The organism is Bacillus sp. 522_BSPC, assembly GCF_001076885.1.
In the GTDB taxonomy this organism is placed as follows: domain Bacteria; phylum Bacillota; class Bacilli; order Bacillales; family Cytobacillaceae; genus Niallia; species Niallia hominis.
This window is the reverse complement of the sequence record NZ_JVDT01000233.1, coordinates 11,047-31,821: the sequence shown is the minus strand read 5'-3', so window position 1 is coordinate 31,821 and position 20,775 is coordinate 11,047. Positions and strand designations below refer to the sequence as shown.

Annotated in this window: 17 protein-coding genes; 8 read left to right on the top strand and 9 right to left on the bottom strand. The window is 34.5% G+C overall.

Going from position 1 to position 20,775, the window contains the following annotated elements; genetic code table 11:
- Positions 1 to 15: 15 nt before the first annotated feature.
- From ADJ83_RS18920 to ADJ83_RS26970, 8 genes are all read right to left on the bottom strand, one after another.
- Positions 16 to 2,028: an ABC transporter ATP-binding protein gene (locus ADJ83_RS18920; protein WP_031535677.1), complete on the bottom strand. Its 2,013-nt coding sequence runs from the start codon at positions 2,026 to 2,028 to the stop codon at positions 16 to 18.
- Positions 2,025 to 3,785 carry an ABC transporter ATP-binding protein gene (locus ADJ83_RS18915; RefSeq protein WP_031535679.1) on the bottom strand — a complete coding sequence of 587 codons (1,761 nt, stop codon included), beginning with the start codon at positions 3,783 to 3,785 and terminating at the stop codon, positions 2,025 to 2,027. Before ADJ83_RS18915 ends, ADJ83_RS18920 begins: the two co-directional genes overlap by 4 nt.
- Before the next feature lie 428 nt (positions 3,786 to 4,213).
- Positions 4,214 to 5,503, bottom strand: a complete 1,290-nt coding sequence (locus tag ADJ83_RS18910) for an MFS transporter (RefSeq protein ID WP_031535681.1) — start codon at positions 5,501 to 5,503, stop codon at positions 4,214 to 4,216.
- A 487-nt stretch (positions 5,504 to 5,990) separates the two neighbouring features.
- The gene (locus ADJ83_RS18905; protein ID WP_031535683.1) at positions 5,991 to 6,443 is read right to left on the bottom strand and encodes a helix-turn-helix transcriptional regulator; all 453 of its coding nucleotides are present in this window, start codon (positions 6,441 to 6,443) and stop codon (positions 5,991 to 5,993) included.
- 103 nt (positions 6,444 to 6,546) lie between these two features.
- Positions 6,547 to 6,702 (bottom strand): FeoB-associated Cys-rich membrane protein, encoded by a 156-nt coding sequence (locus tag ADJ83_RS25075; protein ID WP_081836553.1) that lies wholly within the window; start codon positions 6,700 to 6,702, stop codon positions 6,547 to 6,549.
- A gap of 13 nt (positions 6,703 to 6,715) precedes the next feature.
- Positions 6,716 to 8,722: a ferrous iron transport protein B gene (gene feoB, locus ADJ83_RS18900; RefSeq protein ID WP_031535685.1), complete on the bottom strand. Its 2,007-nt coding sequence runs from the start codon at positions 8,720 to 8,722 to the stop codon at positions 6,716 to 6,718.
- Position 8,723: 1 nt separating this feature from the next.
- On the bottom strand, positions 8,724 to 8,942 hold the full coding sequence (locus ADJ83_RS18895) for a FeoA family protein (RefSeq protein WP_031535687.1): 219 nt from the start codon (positions 8,940 to 8,942) through the stop codon (positions 8,724 to 8,726).
- A 321-nt stretch (positions 8,943 to 9,263) separates the two neighbouring features.
- Positions 9,264 to 9,992 carry a methyl-accepting chemotaxis protein gene (locus tag ADJ83_RS26970; protein WP_414630349.1) on the bottom strand — a complete coding sequence of 243 codons (729 nt, stop codon included), beginning with the start codon at positions 9,990 to 9,992 and terminating at the stop codon, positions 9,264 to 9,266.
- A gap of 862 nt (positions 9,993 to 10,854) precedes the next feature.
- On the opposite strand from ADJ83_RS26970, the gene ADJ83_RS18885 reads away from it, so the two are divergent.
- From ADJ83_RS18885 to ADJ83_RS18875, 3 genes are all read left to right on the top strand, one after another.
- Positions 10,855 to 11,403, top strand: a complete 549-nt coding sequence (locus tag ADJ83_RS18885) for a GNAT family N-acetyltransferase (RefSeq protein WP_048718708.1) — start codon at positions 10,855 to 10,857, stop codon at positions 11,401 to 11,403.
- A 161-nt stretch (positions 11,404 to 11,564) separates the two neighbouring features.
- Positions 11,565 to 12,881 carry a hemolysin family protein gene (locus ADJ83_RS18880; protein WP_031535693.1) on the top strand — a complete coding sequence of 439 codons (1,317 nt, stop codon included), beginning with the start codon at positions 11,565 to 11,567 and terminating at the stop codon, positions 12,879 to 12,881.
- A gap of 463 nt (positions 12,882 to 13,344) precedes the next feature.
- Positions 13,345 to 14,721, top strand: a complete 1,377-nt coding sequence (locus ADJ83_RS18875) for a hemolysin family protein (RefSeq protein ID WP_035416048.1) — start codon at positions 13,345 to 13,347, stop codon at positions 14,719 to 14,721.
- A gap of 100 nt (positions 14,722 to 14,821) precedes the next feature.
- Here the strand turns inward: ADJ83_RS18875 and ADJ83_RS18870 are convergent, their stop codons facing one another.
- A complete protein-coding gene (locus ADJ83_RS18870; protein ID WP_031535696.1) occupies positions 14,822 to 15,520 on the bottom strand; it encodes a response regulator transcription factor in 699 nt (232 codons plus the stop codon).
- A 333-nt stretch (positions 15,521 to 15,853) separates the two neighbouring features.
- Here ADJ83_RS18870 and corA point away from each other — a divergent pair, with 333 nt between their 5' ends.
- From corA to ADJ83_RS18845, 5 genes are all read left to right on the top strand, one after another.
- Positions 15,854 to 16,801: a magnesium/cobalt transporter CorA gene (corA, locus tag ADJ83_RS18865; protein ID WP_031535698.1), complete on the top strand. Its 948-nt coding sequence runs from the start codon at positions 15,854 to 15,856 to the stop codon at positions 16,799 to 16,801.
- Between the two features lie 212 nt (positions 16,802 to 17,013).
- Positions 17,014 to 17,859, top strand: coding sequence for a YitT family protein (locus tag ADJ83_RS18860; RefSeq protein WP_414630348.1), 846 nt, complete (start codon positions 17,014 to 17,016; stop codon positions 17,857 to 17,859).
- A 216-nt stretch (positions 17,860 to 18,075) separates the two neighbouring features.
- Positions 18,076 to 18,870 carry an SGNH/GDSL hydrolase family protein gene (locus ADJ83_RS18855; RefSeq protein WP_031535703.1) on the top strand — a complete coding sequence of 265 codons (795 nt, stop codon included), beginning with the start codon at positions 18,076 to 18,078 and terminating at the stop codon, positions 18,868 to 18,870.
- Positions 18,863 to 19,777: an ABC transporter ATP-binding protein gene (locus ADJ83_RS18850; protein ID WP_031535705.1), complete on the top strand. Its 915-nt coding sequence runs from the start codon at positions 18,863 to 18,865 to the stop codon at positions 19,775 to 19,777. The genes ADJ83_RS18855 and ADJ83_RS18850 overlap by 8 nt, the downstream gene beginning before the upstream one ends.
- Entirely contained in the window at positions 19,770 to 20,750 is a 981-nt protein-coding gene (locus ADJ83_RS18845) for an ABC transporter permease (RefSeq protein WP_031535707.1), read from the top strand. The genes ADJ83_RS18850 and ADJ83_RS18845 overlap by 8 nt, the downstream gene beginning before the upstream one ends.
- The last annotated feature ends 25 nt before the right edge of the window (positions 20,751 to 20,775 follow it).

Here is a 20,775-nt window from a genome sequence, read left to right as displayed (position 1 = left end):
AAGAGAAATTATCCATTATCCTGCTAAACTCTCCCCTTGCTGCAACTGATACATATGATAATATTTTCCTTTTAATCCCATCAATTCATCATGATTGCCTTTTTCGATGATTTCTCCATGATCAAGTACGATAATTTGATCAGCATTCCGAATCGTTGATAGTCGATGGGCAATGATAAAGGTCGTTCTGCCTTCCTTTAGTACTTCCATCGCATGTTGAATGATTTGTTCTGTTTCCGTATCAATACTGCTTGTTGCTTCATCTAAAATAAGAATCGCTGGATCAAAAGCAAGCGCTCTGGCAAAGGAAATTAGCTGTCTTTGCCCACTAGAAAGCGTACTTCCCTTTTCAATTACTGGCTCATCGTATCCCTTTTCTAAATGCTTTAATACCCTATCTGCACCTACATCCTTTAATGCTTTCTCCACGGTTGCCCTTGATATGGATGGGTCATTTAACGTTACATTTGAGGCGATTGTTCCAGTAAAGAGGAACGGATCTTGAAGAACAATTCCCATATATTTACGAAGATCTTGCTTGGAAATAGACATGATATCTTTTCCATCTATCGTAATCTTCCCTGATTGAATATCATAGAACCGGAATAATAGATTCATAATAGAGCTTTTTCCAGATCCAGTATGACCTACTAATGCGACTGTTTCTCCTTGCTTTGCTTCAAAAGAGATATTTTTCAATACATAATCATTATCTTTATAGGCAAAGTTTACTTGATCAAACGTTACATTCCCTTTATAGCGTCCTAGTGTAACATCCTTCACATCAATTCCATCTTCATCTAATAATTCAAATACTCGTTCCCCTGCAACAAGAGCTTGCTCTAAATTAGCCAATTGATTGACAATCCCTTGTACCGGCTGAAAAAGACGATTAATATAATCAACAAATGCATAGAGCATCCCAAGAGAAAGAGCCGTTGTTGCTGTTAAAGATTGACCTGCAATATACCAAATAAACACGACAAATACTATGTTTCTTAATACATTCACCAAATTATGGGAGGTAAGACTATTTAAATGGAGCATCTTATTTTGAAAGCGAAAATGCTCCTTATTTAAATCCTCAAATTCTTCCCTTGTTTGCTTTTCTTTGCCAAAGGCTTGAATGATATGCATTCCTTGAATAGATTCGTTCACCATTCCATTAATATCACTAATTTTTGCACGAATCACATGATTATATCTAGACGCAAATTTGCGGTAGCCAATCATCCATATATATAAAATGGGAAGAAGAATTAAACATATCGCTGCAAGAGGCGGATTCAAAATAAACAGGGCAATATAAATTCCGATAATGTTAATTCCACTTGAAAAGAAATTCGAGAGTACTGTTACATATAGCTCCCTAATTGCCTCTGTGTCATTTGTTACTCTGGCAACTACTTTACCAGCAGGAAGATTATCAAAATATTTGATCGGCAACCGCTGAATTTGCGCAAATACGTCTTCCCGCATTTTTTGAATAATTCGGTTTGCTGACTTTTGTAATAAGTAATGCTGGCCGTATTGGAATATGGCAGAAATAATAACTAATCCAAAATAAAAAGATAAAAGCTTTAAAATAGGCATAATTTCTGGCTTATAAAAATCAAATACTTCCGTTCGAGTTAAAGCAGTAGCGGGATAGGTTGCCATTTCTCCCTCTCTGCTGATTGTCAGTGTGCCATTCGCAAATTGTCGACTTCCATCAAAGGAAATAGTGCCATCTACAAAAAGAAATTGTCTTCCAACCTGAAGAATTCTAGCTTCTGCAAGCATTTCTTCATCTAAATCAAGGTATTCAGCTTTTTTGTAAAAATTCCCGTTATATTCTACTGCATCGCTAGTTGGTTCTGTTTGATACCAAAGGGATTCAATCCCTGTTATATGATCATCAATTACTTTTTTTGCAACAAACGGTCCTGCAAGGTCGGCGATAACAGCAATTGTCAGCATGAGTAGCGCAGTAAGAATTATTCCTTTAAAGCTCCATGCATATCGAAATAAACGTTGTCCAGTAGTCATGCTTGCACCTCCACTTCTTCAGATTCTGCTTTCGTCTGTTGCGTAATATATTGTTCTTTGTACCAGCCATTCAAATCCATTAGCTCATCATGTGTTCCATGCTCTATGATATAACCATCTTCCATTACGATAATATGGTCAGCATGTTGCACAGCTGTCATACGATGTGTTGTAATAATCGTTGTTTTTGCTTGGCGTTCCTGCTTTATATTCGAAATAATCTTTTGCTCCGTTTTTGCATCTACCGCTGATAAAGAATCATCTAATATTAAAATTTCCGGCTTACGGATAAGGGCTCTGGCAATCGATATACGCTGTTTTTGCCCGCCAGATAATGCGACTCCTTTTTCCCCAACAAGTGTCTTTAACCCTTCTGGAAGCATATCAATATCCTGTTTAAAAGAGGCAAGGCTAATTGCTTCCTCCAATTCTTTTTCCGTAGCATTTTCTTTTCCAAATAAGATATTCTCTTTCACTGTTTTTGAAAAAAGAACATGATCTTGGGGAACATAGCCAATCCAACCTCTTAACGTATGTAAATCGATCGAATCAATGCTATTCCCGTTAATCTCAAGCTTCCCTTCCCCTTTTGGATATTCTCTAAGGAGCTGCTTTATAATTGTCGTTTTCCCACTTCCTGTTTTACCAACAATCCCAACGGTTTCTCCTCTTCTGATGGTTAAATAAATATCACGAAGATTTTCTTGTTTAGATGATGGGTATTGAAATTGCACATCCTTTAACTGGATAATTTCTGGAACACCCAGTCCATTTCCACTTCCCGAACTGATGACATCCGCTTTGTAGCTTAATGTTTCCTGCACCCGATCTAAAGAAGCATTTCCGCGCTGCATGATATTCATTAATTCCCCCACTGCAAACATTGGCCAAACAATCATTCCTAAATACACATTAAATGTAACAAGCTGCCCAATTGTTAACTGTTGCTGGAATACTAGATAAGCTCCATAGCCAAGACCAATTAAATAGCTTAACCCAACAAGAATTCGTATAGTAGGGTCGAATAAAGAATCTATTTTAGCAACACGCAAGTTCTTTTTGAACACATCTTCTGTGAAATGATGAAATTGTTTTTCTTCTTCTTTTTCTAAAACATATGCACGAATCACGCGTACTCCTGAAACAGACTGCAAGACACTATCATTCATATCACCAAAAGCATCCTGTGCTTCCATAAACCGCTTATGGATTCTTTCCCCATATATTTTCATGATTACTGCCATAATAGGAAGTGGAAGAATCGCTGCAAGTGTTAATTTCCAGCTTACTGTTATGATCATCGTAATTAAAATTGTCAGCATAAATACTGTGGAATCGACCAATGTTAAAATACCAAACCCCGCAGTAACCGACACTGCCTTTAAATCATTCGTTGCTCTTGCCATTAAATCTCCGGTTTTATTTTTTTCAAAAAATGTTGGCGTCATTTTTAATAGGTGATTCATAAATTTGCTTCTTAGTTTCAATTCTAAGATATTTGCTCCACCAAATAACTTATACATCCAAAAATAGGTAATGATATACGTACTGATTGTGATTCCTGATACAACAAGTATATACATCATTGTTTTATTGGTCGTTAGTGTTCCAATCGTTAGTTCATCGATAAACAATCCTAAAATTCTTGGTGGCAATACCTCAATAAATCCAACAATAATTAACAGAATTATAGCTATCGTATAACTTTTCCAATGCTCTTTAAAAAACCATTTTAATTTAAAAAATATCGAAAACATTCACTCATCCCCTGTCTCTCTTCTTTGCTGACTAGCCACTTTCTAAATCCTTTAACTCATTTCTCGCCTCTTTTACTGATACAATCATCGACTTTTCCTCCTTTACTATTCATTAGAAAATAAACGCTTTGCCCTTTTTCGCATTCCATATTTTCCCACAAAAAAAGAGACAGACCGCAACCATGCGACCCATCTCTAGATGATAGAAAAATACACAGGTTACCTATAATGGCAACCAGCTTTTTTTTTGCAAAAAATTATCGATAAGAAAGAAGAAGGTTACCAATGTATGAAGTTTTAATGGAGTAATATCTATTTAATCTTTTCATCAGTAACCATCCTTTCTCTACATTTATTTTCCAATATAAATGAGATTAACACGTAGTTTTTATAAAGTCAATTGCAAATATTTCGAAAATCAAAAGAATTTAATAATTTAGTTGAACCTCTTTTTTCCCAGCTAACTTTTCTTTTGCTTCCTTTTCTCTTGCTAATCTTGGCAATACTAAACTGTAATAGCCACCAACAATAAGAAAACATGTGCCCACAAACCAATAAATTATCTCTATAGAAAACCATTTAGGATAGCCGATTGAAATAATCCCAAGCGTAATGGACTGTGACAGCATCATTAGCGGGGTAATCCAGCCTTGTACCCTTCCCATCATTTTCGGCTCTATAATGGTTGGCATCCATCCACCAATTGCAATATTAATCATCGGTAACCCCAATGCTAATAAGAAACAAATCGTTAAAAAGAATAGGACATTTGTGGCATATGACGCTAGAATTGTCATAACAGCAATATAAAATGCTCCGATTATAATCAGCTTAAATAATTTTACCTTTTGGGTAAGAAGAGAAGAAAGGAAGCTTCCAATCATTACTCCTGCACCAAAGACAATTCCCAAATAAATTGATACTTGTTCATAATTATCAGGAGCTAATTTATATTTCAAAATAAATACTTGCATCACACTAAATCCACCATTTACAACCCCAAATGCAATAAATCCATAAATTAATGCTAATAATAATATATTAGAGAGTATGTACTTTAGACCAATCATAAAGTCACTCCATATAAATTGAATATTTAAGTCTTTTAACGAGTGGGTGCCATTTGGTTGTCGAATTTCTTCACTCAGCTTCATTGACTTAATGAGAAGCCCACTTATCGTTAAAGTAACAACATCAACTACTATCGCTCCATAAATCCCCAATGTCCAATATACGAATATACCAATCGCATTACCGAATAGCATAAAGACACTATTAATGAATTGATTAAGTCCTGCTGCGGTTGTATAGTCCTCTTTTCTTAATACCCCTTGAAGAATGCCTTGTTCTGCAGGAAAAAAGAATTTCTGAACAGCACTTCGAATAAATAAAGTGAGAAAGATAAGTGGCATCCAGCCAGTGGAAACTGCCCCTAATAAGCATAGAGACATGGCTGCTGCTATCATCTCACAATGGTAAGCAATCTTCTGGCGATCTAGTCGATCTGCCACTACTCCAACAAGAAAAAACACGGCTAGCGTTGGCAAGGAAAACATTAATTCCGTTATCGTGGCATAAGATGGCTGCTCTGAGAAACGATCAAGAATATAAAACATGAAAGCTGTTAAACCAATAACACTCCCCATTTGTGATGTGACATTGGCTATAAATAGTCTGGTAAAGCTCGCATTTTTAAAAATTTCTGTAAATTTATTCATTTCTTATCCCTCATCCTTTAGTTGATGAGTTTATTCTATCTTTCTTCCTATAGATAATGAACATTCATGCGATGGTTTCTCTTTCCGTCTATAGACGGAAAGAAATTCCATTATTAAGTCTGATATCAGATTGTTTTCTTTATGAAAGGGAGCCAGGCTCTTTGAATGTAATGAAAATATACTTTGCCAGATGTCTCTTTTTCGTTTAATTGAGGCTTTTATGGTTACTGAGATGCTCTCTCTTTACCTTTTCCTCTTGAAAGATGCTCTTATAGACACGGATGCTAACGCTTAAACCTGTATAGCATTTCAATCTATGTTTTCCTTTGTTGTTTTTCCTCACCGCATGGACCCATTCAATCATTTCATTTTAAGATTTATAAGTGATTTTCTAATAAAGTAGCACAAAAATAGGCTGCCCTTATTAAATTATTAGTCTTTTTCAATAAAAACTAACACTCATAGGACAGCCTAATTTATGCATGATTTATTCGCCGTTAAGTTCCTTAAAACGATCTTTTGATTCTTTTTCTTCAAAGCTAGAGAAGATTCGAAAATGGTCCTCGTCAATAATTCGAAAATGCTGACTTATAATATTTTGTTGTAGAATAAATCCATTCTTTTTTTCTACTTCTCTCCACCATACTTTTCCACCAAGGGTTTTCTCTTTTCGATAATCCATTCCATCTCGAGCAACTGTTTCTAATACCTCTAATGGCTCATTACCAAATAAAAAGCGAACCGTTTCTGTCTCTCTAAAAAGTGCGCAAACTGCTACTACAGTAGACCAACCTGCGTATAGTCTGCCTTTCTCAATTTGCACTAATGTCTTTTTTGATAAACCAATAACCTCAGCCATCTTATCTTGGGTATATCCCGCTTCTGTGCGTATTAATCTCATCTTTTCCGATACACTCTCAATAATTTCTTCTCTAGTCAAAGTTTCTTCATTCCCTTATTAGTTATGTGTAATTTTACACCATCACTAATATTATAAGCTTCCTTTGCATAAATATCAATTTAAAACTATGAGATGCCCTAAATTAATTATTTTTGTTCAATGCTTCACATTTTTGTTCGCAAGCTTTCTGTAAGGAACACGCTGCACATCTTCCCTTTTTCGATTGTTGAATGTGACGGTATAACCCATAACTTGCGTAACTAAAAATCAGAAATCCGAGTAAAATGCTGATCAACATTCTATTCACTCCTTTAATTTAAACCGATCCATTTTCCGAGTTGATAAATTACAAAAGAAATAAGATATGCAAGAATAAGTGCATAACCAACAGAAAATGCAGACCATTTTTTTGATCCTGTTTCTTTATAGATAGTACCAAGTGTTGCTAGGCAAGGAATGTATAATAGAATAAACACCATAAAACTATAGGAGGCTAGCGGCGTATAGACTTCACCCATTAAATGCTGCAAGCTTCTTGTATCAGGAACGGCATATATGATATTCATAGCAGAAATAATTGCTTCTTTTGCAAGAAATCCAGTTAATAAGGATGCTCCTGCTTCCCATGTTCCAAAACCTAGTGGGGCAAGAACTGGAGCCATCACTGAACCAATTAACGCTAAAAAGCTTTGGTCCATTTTTACATCTAATCCCCCTGGGCCTAAATAAGTTAATAACCAGATGAAAACAGAACCAGCGAAGATAAAAGTACCTGCCTTCTTTAAAAATCCTTTTCCTTTATCCCATGTACTTTTCCATAATACCTTTATACTAGGTAATCGATATGGTGGCAGTTCGATTAGAAAGATAGATTTTTCTCCTTTTAAAATAGTGGAGGAAAATAGTTTAGCAAGTAATAAGGCCATTACGATACTTAAAATATAGAGAGATAACACTATTATCGCTCCATTTTTTCCAAAGAAAGCTCCTATGAATAATGCATAAACAGGAAATCTTGCCGAGCAACTCATTAATGGTAACAATAAAATCGTTAATAATCTCTCCTTCTTTGTTTCGATCGTTCTTGCCGCCATGACCCCAGGAACATTGCAGCCAAACCCAATAATCATTGGAATAAAAGCTTTCCCATTCAATCCTACATTTTCTAACCATTTATCCATTACGAGTGCTACTCTAGACATATAGCCCGAGTCCTCTAAAAAGGAAATACAAAAAAACAAAATAAAAATTTGCGGAACGAAAACTAAAACCCCACCTACCCCTGCAATAATTCCATCAATAACAAGGGATTCTATAAAGTCTGTAGCTTGCAAACTTGTTAAAAGACTTGTTACTCCATTCGTTAATAAATCAGAAATAAGATAATCTAGCAAATCAGATAACGGTGTTCCAAACCAATCAAAAGTCATCATAAATAATAAATACATAAAGACTATAAAAATAGGAAAACCTAAATATTTATTTGTTACAAGATAATCTAAATTATCCGAGATTGGCATACGTTTTTTATCTGCTATTACTTCGACTCTTTGTACAATTTGATCAACCACTTCTCTCCGTTTAAGATAGATTACTTGTTCTGGCTTTTTTCCTATTTTTTCACATTCTATTGTTACATCATTAATCAATGAATCTATCTCTTGTTTTGTCAAAAGATTAGTTAGAAAGGAACGAATTGCTGCATTTCCATCAAGTAATTGGATTGTAAGCCATCTTATTGAAAGGTCTGTTTTTTCTTGAAGCATGAGAGTCATTTTTTCTATTGCCTCTTCTATTATTTCTCCATAATGAATAGATAGAGTATGTTCTTCATTCTCCATCGTCTGTTTAATAGTGGACGCTCGTGATAGCTCCTCACAACCATTCCCTTTTCTTGCACTTATTGCAATAGTAGTAGCTCCTAAATAGGTTGCTAACAAAGGATAATCAATACTCTTCCCATTTCTTTTTGCAATGTCTATCATATTTAAGGCAAAAATAACTGGTTTACCGTATTCTATTAATTGGATTGATAATAACAAATTTCGCTTTAACTGAGAGGCATCAATGATATTGACAATCCGACTCATCTTTCCTTCTAATAAATACTTTGTGACTACAGCTTCTTCTTCAGAGATTGGTGTTAAAGAATAAACACCTGGCAAATCTACTAAAATTGCCTTTTTATTTTTTAAAGTACCGATCTTTTTCTCTACCGTCACTCCATTCCAGTTTCCAACATATTCATATGTTCCCGTTAGATGGTTAAATAAAGATGTCTTTCCAGTATTCGGATTTCCCAAAAGTGCTAATTCCATCTTATACCCTCTCCATTTGCAAAATTTTCATATCTCTTTTTCTCATCCCAATTACTGTACCTTCATATTCCAAAATGCATGGTCCTTCAAATGGCAAAATTTGCTGGATAGTTATTACAGCACCCTCCATTAATCCGAAATCAAGTAATCTTCTTTGAAGCATAGAATTTCCTTCTTCTACTTTATTTATTTTTAATCTTTGTCCAACCCTAACTTCCACCTTACTTCACCTCTTTTCTTCAATTGAGAATGATTATCTTTCTCTTATAAGATAGTTATATCAATCACAACAACAGTATTCAATCTGATTTATACAGATAATTGTGACAATTCAATGAATTTTAGAAACTAATGTATTTGTGCACTACCCTCCCCACTGAGATGAATTGTTTTTGTGGAGGCTTTTAGTTAAAACTCTAGGACTTCTTCTAACCATAGTGAAATGGCATCTTTATCTAGGAAACTAGCTTTTGATAATTGCTTTCTTTATGTTTTCGAAACTATAAAAAAAAGCCTTTGCTCCCAAGCAAAGGCTTTTCCTTTATAATAGATTAAATTTTACCAATGAATCCTTCAATTCCTCATTACTACTCTTCATTACTTCTGCTGTTTTGGCCATATTTCCAATTGCAGATGTTTGCTCATCAGTACTAGAAGCAATTTGTTCAACTGCTGCAGCTACAGACTCTGATACTTCTGAAACCATTGCAATGGAACGGGAAATATGATTATTTTGTTCAACCACACGGTTAAGTTCACCTGTCATTTCTTTAACTGCTGCAATACTATTAATAACAGCTGCTGCAATCGCAGTAAATTCTTTTTCTGTATCCTTTACTGCTGTGTCTAATTCTGCTGTTTGGTTTGTCGTTTCATATATCGACATGACCGTACTTTCCATTTCTTTTTCAATATTTTGGATCATATCTTGAATTTGTTTGGTAGCAGAGTTTGTCTCTTCAGCTAAATTTCGAACCTCATTTGCAACAACAGAGAAGCCTTTTCCATGTTCGCCAGCTCTTGCAGCCTCAATGCTTGCATTTAAAGCGAGAAGATTTGTTTGTTCTGCAATTCTATTAATAGTGGAAGTAATTTTTGAAATATCTAGCACTTTTTGATAGAGACTGCTGATTCCAATACTTACATCGTTTGTAGACTTACTTGCATTCTCATTACATATTTTCAGAGAATTAATCGTCTTTTGTCCATTATGGGATGCTTCTTGCGCATTTTCAGTCGCTTGCTTAATGATTTGATTTTTTCCTTCCATATTATCAATCGAATTAGTAAGACTATCAATCTCTCTTTTCACTTCTTCCAATTCGGACGCTTGGCTTACAGCTCCTTCCGCAATTTCAGCCATTGCTCTACCAATTTCTTCTGAACTTGCCAATGTTTCCTCTGCGATAACCGAAACATCATTTGCTTGATTCAGCCCATTTTCATTCACCGTTTTTAAACTGGATACTAAAAAAGAATATTTCTCCTGTAACTGATCAATAGAACGGCTTAATTGACCTATTTCATCTTTCGCCTTGTAGCTATATTCGAAAGATGGCTGTCCCTGCAACACCATATTTACTTTGTCATTCAGGCGGGAGATTGCCTTAAATTTACCTTTCATTAGAACATATAAAACAAATGAGCTTAATACAGTAATGATAACTACTGCACCTATAAAGATTATTGCTGTTTCTGAATTTTCATTTTTGGCGACATAAAAACCAACAAATGCACTAATTAATGTAGTTATTAGGATAAGCACATTCATTATAATGAGCGTTTTCACTTTAAAACTATTTTTCTTTTTCATCACGAAACATCCTCTCTTCCGCCGTCCATATTAAGGGGCCATTTCTAAGCAAACACCGATATGAAATAAACGCTTTCACTAATAAACAGCGTCTCCATCAGAGAATGCCTTAGTTATGTCTCTATATCTTTAATATCGGTACATTCTACCTATTTTTTAGCCTATTTTACAATATTTTATAAAAATTACTGTCTGGTTTCAAAACGCCTAATTTCCACTTTAAATAGCGTAAGATTTCAAAGTTTACGAGCCAAATATTTTTCTTCGCATAAAATACAACGATATCTCCTTCTTAGAAAATTAGAAAGGATGAACGATGTTGTTTAATATTTTTGTAGATCAGCAGATTAGATTACGACTATTAGAAGTAAAAGATTCCAGTGAACTTTTTCAAATCGTTAATCAAAACAGAAAGTATTTACGGGAGTGGCTCCCATGGGTCGATCAAATAACTTCTCCTTATCAATATCAAACCATTATTCCCTTATGGAATAAACTCTTTACTGAACAAACGGAACTAAATGCAGGCATTTTTTTTAATGGTAAGCTAGTAGGGATGATTACGTTACAACAAATAGATTGGGGAAGCCGCAAAGCAAGCATTGGTTACTTTTTAGCAGAAGATGCACAAGGACATGGTATTATGACAAAGTCTGTAGCTGCCATGCTGAATTATGCTTTTTATTATTTAAAGTTAAACCGAATGGAAATACAATGTGGGGTAAGAAATATAAAAAGCCAAGCAATTCCTGAAAAGCTAGCCTTTACTAAAGAGGGAATTATCAGAGATGGTGAATTTCTTTATGACCATTATCACGATTTATATTCCTACAGCATGCTGGCAAGAGAATGGGCAGCAAAGCAGTAATTTTTCCCGTCCCATTCATTTAAATGAGGATAAAAAACAAAAATTGTTCAAATCCTCTCCTCTCTTTATTTTATTTTATGAAAGAAAAGGTATAAAATAAGAAAATAAAAGAATTATGATAATACTTCTTTGATAATAAATGATTGGTGATGAAAGTAATAATGATTGGAATGCAACTATTGGTAATTGTCATACTAACTGCTTTTTCTGCTTTTTTTGTGGCAACAGAATTTTCTATTGTTCGTGTAAGACCTGCAAGGATTGAACAACTTGTAGAAGAAGGACATAAAAATGCCCTTACAGTAAAAAAGATAATTGAAAATATTGATAGCTATCTATCTGCCTGCCAATTAGGGATAACTATTACCTCTTTAGGACTAGGTTGGTTAGGACAACCTACCATTTTAAAGTTGATTCAGCCTTTAATGGTAAATTGGGACGTTCCAGCTGCTCTATCCCAAGGTTTGGCGTTTGTACTCTCTTTTTCGATTATTACATATATTAATGTAGTTATTGGAGAACTTTTCCCAAAGTCTGTCGCTATTATTCTTACGGAAAAAATCTCCTTATTAGTAAGTAAACCACTTATCTGGTTTTACACCATTATGTATCCCTTTATTTGGCTCCTAAATAAATCGTCAAGACAAGTAGCAAAATTATGGGGAATCTCAGATCCAACTGCCAATAATGAGGCACTATCTGAAGAAGAACTGCAAATTGTATTAAAAGATAGCTATAAAAATGGAGAAATTAGTCTTTCAGAATATAACTATGTTAATCGCATTTTTGCATTTGATAACCGATTGGCAAACGAAATTATGGTTCCACGGACCGAAATGGTGACATTATCTGATAACTTAACAATTAAAGAAGCAGTAAATATCATTCAAACAGAACGGTATACTAGATATCCCCTTACTAAAAATGAGGATAAAGATAGCATCATTGGTTTTATCCATATAAAACAATTTCTCACTGATTGGATAAAAAATGGTAATGAAAATAAATCTTTATCGGACTATGTTCAACCAATTATTCATATAATTGAATCAACACCGATACAAGCTGTTTTTTTAAAGATGCAAAAAGAAAGAACTTCCATTGCCATTCTTTATGATGAATTTGGCGGTACTGCAGGTCTGATTACTGCTGAAGATATATTAGAGGAGATTGTTGGCGAAATTCGGGATGAATTTGACGAAGAGGAAACACCGCTTATTCAAAAAATAAGTGATCATCACTATATCCTTGATTCTAAGCTATCCTTAACAGAAGTAAATGAATTGCTATCCATCACAATCAATAGAGAGGATATTCATACGCTTGGTGGCTGGATTTTGTTTCAAAACCCCAACATTAAAAAGGGGGAGGCCATCGAATATAATGGCTATCTATTTAAAATTGACAAAATGATTCGACAGCATATTTTTACCTTTGATGTTCAAAAAATACCTTCACACCTAACTATAGAAAAATGATTTTACTTTCCATGATCGGAAACTTCCCCTTACTAGTTACGATGAAACAGCTAAACGAAAATGTTTCATCGTAATACTTATTTTTTCTTTCTTCTGTCCCTAACAGGAATCAGTGGATAGAGAACATGAAGCTTCCTTTATCTTCATACACTATACTAAAGACAGAAAATTAAAAAAGTTAACATTATCATTGTTTGACTAGATAGTTTGGCTTACCGTATAATTATTAATACAATTATCCAAATGTGAGGTGGTATAATGGGATTGTCTATGTAAATAAAGAATATAATAGCAAAGATTACTTTAAAACGATTATTATACTAACTCATCCTGCAACCCTCGTTTATTAAGAAAAATAGACAATACGTCAAAAAGTAGCTTACTTAATGTAGATTTAGTTCCTTTCAATCTGAATTAATCAGGAGGTGACTCCTTACTCGGTAAACGAGATAAGGAAATTTATTTGGACATATTTAACTTGGTTATAATAGCCATTTTAATTGCTTTGACTGCTTTTTTTGTAGCTTCAGAGTTTGCTATTATTAGAGTTCGTAGTTCAAGGATTGATCAGCTTATAGAGGAAGGCTATAAAAATGCCCTTTCAGCCAAAAAAGTTACTAGTAATCTTGATGAATATTTATCTGCATGCCAGCTCGGCATAACCGTTACTGCACTTGGAATTGGTTGGATTGGAGAAGAAACTGTACAGCATTTTTTATCACCATTGCTTCAAATCATCCATGTTCCTGAAACAGCCATAACCGTCTTATCCTTCTCTTTGGCGTTCACATTTATTACATTTTTACATGTTGTCGTTGGAGAACTGGCTCCAAAAACATTCGCTATTCATAAGGCAGAAAAAATTACATTATGGACAGCAAAGCCTTTAATCCTATTTTATAAAGTGCTATATCCATTTATATGGACTTTAAATGGTTCATCTAGAGTCATCACAAAAATGTTTGGACTAAAGCCTGCTTCCGAACACGAATTGGCACACACGGAAGAGGAACTTCGTATTATTGTATCAGAGAGTTATAAAAATGGGGAGATTAATCAATCCGAATATAAGTATGTAAATAATATTTTAGACTTTGATGATCGAATTGCTAAAGAAATTATGGTGCCGCGGACAGAAATTATTTCCCTTGAACAATCTAGTACCTTAGATGAATTACTTCATCTTATACAGAAAGAGCAATTTACTAGATATCCCATTACTGATGGGGATAAGGACCATATAATCGGCATGATAAACGTAAAAGAAATTATGACCGAATTATTAAAAAGCAGGAACTTAACAAAAAAAACGTTGGAACCTTATATAAGACCTGTCATTCGAGTCATTGAAACCTATCCCATTCAAGATTTATTAGTAAAAATGCAAAAAGATCGCATTCATATGGCGATCTTAATGGATGAATATGGCGGAACTTCAGGGTTAGTTACAGTGGAAGACATTATTGAAGAAATCGTTGGGGATATATGGGATGAATTTGACAGTGATGAAATCCCTCCAGTTCGGACGATAAAAGAAAATCACTATATATTGGATGCCAAAGTTTTAATAAATGAAGTGAATGCTCTACTCCAAATAAGCATAAATGATGAAGTAATCGATACATTAGGTGGCTGGATTCTTACTTCCAATTATGAAGCATCTGAAGGGGATATCATTAACTATGAATCCTATTCCTTTAAGATTATAGAAATGGAAGATCATCATGTTAAATATGTGGAGGTAAAAAAAATTGCCACAGTGATCGAACAACCAACAAAGCTTATTACCATGAAGCAAACTCTTTCTTCTCCTTCATCCGAAGCAGAAATTGTATCATAAGACATGTAGCCTTTACCAAATACGCGGTAAAGGCTACATTTTTCAGTTCAACTCAAAGATATTTGAATCAATAAGCAAAATTGCTTGTTGCTCTTCTCACTTAGTCACTCACCAATGATTCATCAAATTTATAGCCTACACCCCAGACAGTATGGATAAATGGCTGATCTTTCGTGCCAATTTTATTTCTTAACCGCTTAATATGCACATCTACCGTTCTTTCATCTCCATAGAACTGATAGCCCCAAACTCGATCTAATAATTGCTCTCTTGTAAACACCTGTTTAGGGTTACTGATTAGATAATAGAGAAGGTCAAATTCTTTCGGTGTTAAATTAGTAAGGACTTGATTATTGTATATAACCTCTCTCGTTTCCTTACTGATTTTAAAATGCTCTGTTGCAAGAAATTTTTCATCCACTTGATTCGTCGCATCTTTTTGATATCTTCTAGTCACGGCTTTAATCCGAGCCATCAGCGTTAAAGGACTAAATGGCTTTGTCACATAATCGTCTGCGCCCATCTCTAGCCCAAGAACTTGATCTGACTCACTGTCTTTTGCGGTGAGCATAATAATTGGAACAGAACTAATCTCTCTAATTCTTCTGCAAATCGTAACACCTTCCATGCCTGGTAACATCCAATCAATAATAATTGTATCCCAGTTCTGATTTTCCATGAAAAAGTCTAATGCTTCTTTGCCATTATGAATGAATTTCCCTTCATACCCTTCCTTTAGAAAAAACATCTCTAGCATGGAACATACACTTTCATTATCTTCGATTACGAGTATTTTCATCCTAACACTTCCTATTTACTATCGTCCTTTAATATATCTATTATAGCAGAAGTTGTTAGGAACTTTCATACCCTCTAGCTAAGAGGAAGAAAAAACAAATCCTTTTCAAACCTGCATAAAATTCTTTTCATTTGTTATAAACTAATAAAAAAAGAAACTTGCAACAATTGCCTTTCCTTCATCACTCACTGATGGTTCGTTCAACCATTCTACTTTTACAGACAATTGATCTTTTTTCGAATTCCCATAAACAAAAGATGAGCGTCTTACTTGTCCGTTAAGAGTGGATAAACTATCCTAATTAATAACACCAATTATAAAGGAGTTATTGATATGATTCATACCTTAGCTATAACGAAAAACAATCAGCTAATCTCTGATCTTACAATAGAAGAAATCTTAGACGGAGATTATAGGTGGTTTTGGGTTGATTTTGATCAACCTATCGAAATGGAAATCGAGAAATTACATCATCCTTTTGAATTCCATCCATTATCAATAGAAGATTGTCTCCATAATTTGCAGCGTCCTAAAATAGACTTTTTTGAAACATACACCTTTTTTGTCACTCATTGTTTAAATCCTAAAACAATTAAAAAAGACGAACTTAATATTTTCTTAGGGGAAAATTATATTGTTACCTTTCATCATCATACTTCTATTGAAGTTCGTGCTGTAAATAATTTGTTAGCAAATGACGATATTGGAGCATGGACACAATATACCGTTCTTTATCAGCTATTAGATCATCTAGTGGATAATTATATTCCCATTGTCTATGAGATTGAGGATACTTTAGCAGAAATTGATGAAAATCCTGATAAAAAAACAATGGAAGCATTACTTGATGAATTATTTACGACAAGGCATCAGCTTCTCTCCTTACGTCATACGGTCGTACCAATGAAAGATTTGGTATATAAAATGATTAATACCGAAAAATTATCTGCTCTCTTAATGAAAAGAGAATATTATTCTGATATTTATGATCATTTATTAAAAATCAGTGAATTGATTGAATCAAATCGCGAATTGACAACAGATATAAGAGATAGTTATCTCTCATACAATTCCCATCATTCAAACAGAATTATGCAAATCCTTACAGTCATAACAACTATTTTTATGCCACTTAGCTTTTTAGCGGGCTTATATGGGATGAATTTTGTAAATATTCCTGAACTTCACTGGAAATATGGATACTTTGGGTTATTGTTTCTTATGGCCATAATCGTTATCGGCATGTTTATATTGTTCAAAAGAAAAGGATGGTTTAAGTAAAGTTAGAGTTTTTCCTTTTACGTTACTGATTATATTAGTAACCACGAAGCTTTGATGCATCCATTTCAAAACTAGTATGATAAAATAGAATTATCTATCTATTCGTTTTTCACACGCTTTTTACATAGAATTTCTACTATTGGGGGGGATTGATGATGGAGTCATCAAATTTACACACAGAGGCTTTTCTAGAAAAACCACAGCATAAGATTATGCCAAAAAGAGTTTTAGCGAGCAGGATATTTTTCATTATTATCGGTAGTATTTTAATGGGAATTGGGATTGAGGAATTTCTTGTTCCCAATCAAATCTTGGATGGAGGAATTGTTGGAATCTCTATTATTCTCTCTCACTTATCTGGCGCAAAGCTAGGCTACTTTATCTTTTTACTTAATATACCCTTCTTCTACATTGGCTACAAGCAAATTGGTAAAACCTTTACCTTATCCACTATGCTAGGAATTAGCGTTCTTTCTGTAACTACCATTTTATTGCATGATGTACCGGTTTTCACCTCTGATTTACTTCTAGCAACTGTTTTCGGTGGAATCATTCTCGGAATCGGAGTTGGAATTGTTCTACGTTTTGGCGGCTCCCTTGATGGTACAGAAGTATTAGCTCTCCTTTTCAGTAAAAAAAGTCCCTTTTCCGTTGGTGAAATCATTATGTTTTTTAATGTATTTATCTTTATTTGTGCTGGGTTTGTTTTTTCCTGGAATCGGGCCATGTATTCATTAATTGCCTACTTTATTGCTTTTAAAGTAATTGACATTGTAATAGCTGGCTTGGATGAATCAAAATCAGTTTGGATTATTAGTGATCACTCCGAAATTATAGGAGAAACGATACTAGCAAGACTAGGACGTGGCGTAACGTATTTGAAAGGAGAAGGCGCTTACACAGGAGATACAAAGAAAGTCATTTTTTGTGTCATTAACCGTTTAGAAGAAGCAAAGCTAAAAACGATTATAGAAGAATTAGATTCGACAGCATTTCTAGCAGTAGCAAATATTTCCGAAGTTCGCGGTGGAAGATTTAAGAAAAAGGACATTCATTAAAATCCTTTTTCTGCCTTCTTGCCTAAAAAACAAATTTCCCACTCGTATTTTTTAGGCTACCTCTTTCTTGTCTGACTTGTTTCATTTATCCTTTTCTACATTTACTCTTCCTCGTTTCTATTTCGCTATTTAAAGGCGAGTAGAAAAAGATTTACAATGGATAGGTTTATTTCTCTTTGTTTTTGTGAAAAATTTCATCTGTTAGGAGGTTAAAATTTGCGAAAAAACATAACCGTTTCCATTTTAACATTATCAACCATCGTTTGTTTGCTATGGTTAATTGGCTTAGGATGGGTGCTAGTTGACTATAACAATCATCCAGATAATAATCTTCAAACAACATCCGAAGAACAGCAAAAGATAAGCAAAACAAATGGTGTACAGCTCTTAGCTTTAGGTGATTCGCTTACTCGTGGTACTGGTGATGATACTGGAAAAGGGTATATAGGGTACCTCAAGGAATCGCTAGCAGAAAAAACGGAAGAAGAAATAACGATTACTAATTATGGAATAAAAGGATTAACAACCGAGCAATTAGCCAAGCAATTAACAGAGCAGGAAATACAAAGACAAACGGCAAATGCTGACCTTCTCTTTATTACAATAGGAGGTAATGATCTTTTTCAAGGAGGACAATCCCTCACAAAAATTGATGAAGAATCAATAAGTAAATTAATGGCAACCTATTCCAAGCATTTACATACCATTCTAGCTACCATCCGTTCTGTCAACAAAGATGCACCCATTTATTTAATGGGATTATATAATCCATTTAACGATTTAGACGATAGTGCCTTAACTTCTCAAGTAGTTCGCACATGGAATAATGCTACAGCAGAGATATGCGCCAATTATGCCCAAACGATTTTTGTGCCCACCTATGACATTTTCCAGCAGAATGTACAGCAGTATTTATATTCGGATCATTTCCATCCTAATAAAAAAGGCTATCAGCTGATGGCTGAACGTGTAGCATCTCTTATTTCATGGGAGGTAAATGAAAATGAATGATATAACATTATCTGTTCAACATTTAACAAAAAGAATTGGCAAACGGGACATTATTAAAGACATTAGCTTTGAATTAAAAAGTGGAGAAGTATTTGGATTTCTTGGGCCAAATGGAGCTGGGAAGACGACTACAATACGTATGCTGGTTGGTTTAATTAAACCAACCTCTGGTCAAATATCCATTTGTGGCTACGATGTAAAAAAGGATTTTTCAAAGGCAATGGAACGTTTAGGCTGTATTGTCGAAAATCCAGAATTATATCCTTATTTAACTGGCTGGGAAAACCTCCAATATTTTGCGCGAATGTTAACAAATTCAGATGATAAACGGATTACTGAAGTTGTAAAATTAGTTGGATTAACCGATCGCATTCATGACAAGGTGAAAACATATTCCCTTGGTATGCGGCAGCGACTAGGAATTGGCCAAGCGTTATTAAGCAGACCTAAAGTATTAATTCTTGATGAGCCAACAAATGGATTAGATCCTTCTGGCATCAGAGAAATGCGGCAATTTATTCGCTTCCTTGCAAAGGAAGAAGGACTCAGTGTACTTGTATCCAGTCATTTATTAAGCGAGATTCAACTACTATGTGATCGCGTATCGATTATTTTACAAGGTAAAATCATTCATACCGAATCTGTTCATTCTTTATTAACCCAAAAGGAGAAATTAATCTGGCGTTTTACTCCTTTAGAAAAGGGAATAGAAATCTTGAAAAAGCTTGTTCCTTCTATCCATGTTCAAGAGGAGTATGTGATCACCCCCTATATAGAGGCAGAAGTAGGAAATTGGAGTCGAGTATTGATGGAGTCGAACGTGAATATTACAGAGATGAATCGACAAATCCCATCTCTTGAGCATCTTTTCTTGGAGCTTATAGGAGGTGATTCCTCTTTTGAATAAACTTATATATAACGAGATGCTAAAATTGGTCAAAAGCAAGCGTCTATTAGTTATAACAATTATTATTGGAATATTGATTATGATGTTTACATATGCACAGTATCGTGAAATGGAAAATGTCAAAAAGAGAGTGGGGGATGCTGATTGGCGAGTCACTTTACAGCAATCCATCGTAGATATGCAAAACAGAATTGGTTCTAGTGGGATTTCTGAAGAATTCCGCTCTCAATTAAAGGTTAGGATTGATCAAAGCCAGTATTATCTCGATAATAATATTAATCCGCAAGAACCAGGAGCTCCTACCTTTTTGCGTGTGTTTCTTGACAATTCCATCCAGCTCCTTCTTCCTTTAATGGTAATGATTATTTCAGCTGATCTTGTTTCATCAGAAAAAAGTATTGGTACCATTAAGCTTTTGTTGACTAGACCGGTAAGGCGTTGGAAGATCCTTTTGAGTAAATATATAACCCTAATTCTGTCTGTTTCCTTTATATTATTTATCTTTGGATTATTTTCTTATCTTATTTCTGGTCTATTCTTTGGATATGTTGGTTGGACTGCTCCCATATTAACTGGTTTTACGGTAGAAGCTGGTGAATTAAATACTGCTAATGTCCATTTAGTACCTCAATGGCAATATATTTTAATGGTTTTTGGGCTTGGTTGGTTTGTGTCTGTTGTAGTAGGTACACTTTCCTTTATGTTTTCCGTGCTTATTAAAAGTACAGCTGCAGGAATGGGTGCCATGCTTGCATTCTTGATCTCTGGTTCGATTATTAGTTCGATTGCTTCTTCTTGGGAGTCAGCCAAATACTTTTTCATGGTAAACCTAAGATTAACAGATTATCTCCAAGGAAATATTCCGCCCATTGAAGGAATGTCCCTCCCATTCTCCCTAATTGTTCTTACTATTTGGGGAGTAGCTGGAGTTATTATCTCATTTCTTGTGTTTACGAAGAAAGATATTTATTAATAGAAGTCATAAAAAAAGACCTTTC

Bases quoted from the DNA above. Each gene is read 5' to 3' on its own strand.
- ADJ83_RS18920 (WP_031535677.1), bottom strand. From the start codon at position 2,028: ATGACTACTGGACAACGTTTATTTCGATATGCATGGAGCTTTAAAGGA.
- ADJ83_RS25075 (WP_081836553.1), bottom strand. From the start codon at position 6,702: ATGTTGATCAGCATTTTACTCGGATTTCTGATTTTTAGTTACGCAAGT.
- ADJ83_RS18870 (WP_031535696.1), bottom strand. From the start codon at position 15,520: ATGAAAATACTCGTAATCGAAGATAATGAAAGTGTATGTTCCATGCTA.
- ADJ83_RS18860 (WP_414630348.1), top strand. From the start codon at position 17,014: ATGCCAAAAAGAGTTTTAGCGAGCAGGATATTTTTCATTATTATCGGT.
- ADJ83_RS18880 (WP_031535693.1), top strand. From the start codon at position 11,565: ATGATTGGAATGCAACTATTGGTAATTGTCATACTAACTGCTTTTTCT.
- ADJ83_RS18915 (WP_031535679.1), bottom strand. From the start codon at position 3,785: ATGTTTTCGATATTTTTTAAATTAAAATGGTTTTTTAAAGAGCATTGG.
- corA (WP_031535698.1), top strand. From the start codon at position 15,854: ATGATTCATACCTTAGCTATAACGAAAAACAATCAGCTAATCTCTGAT.
- ADJ83_RS18910 (WP_031535681.1), bottom strand. From the start codon at position 5,503: ATGAATAAATTTACAGAAATTTTTAAAAATGCGAGCTTTACCAGACTA.
- feoB (WP_031535685.1), bottom strand. From the start codon at position 8,722: ATGGAATTAGCACTTTTGGGAAATCCGAATACTGGAAAGACATCTTTA.
- ADJ83_RS26970 (WP_414630349.1), bottom strand. From the start codon at position 9,992: ATGGAAGGAAAAAATCAAATCATTAAGCAAGCGACTGAAAATGCGCAA.
- ADJ83_RS18850 (WP_031535705.1), top strand. From the start codon at position 18,863: ATGAATGATATAACATTATCTGTTCAACATTTAACAAAAAGAATTGGC.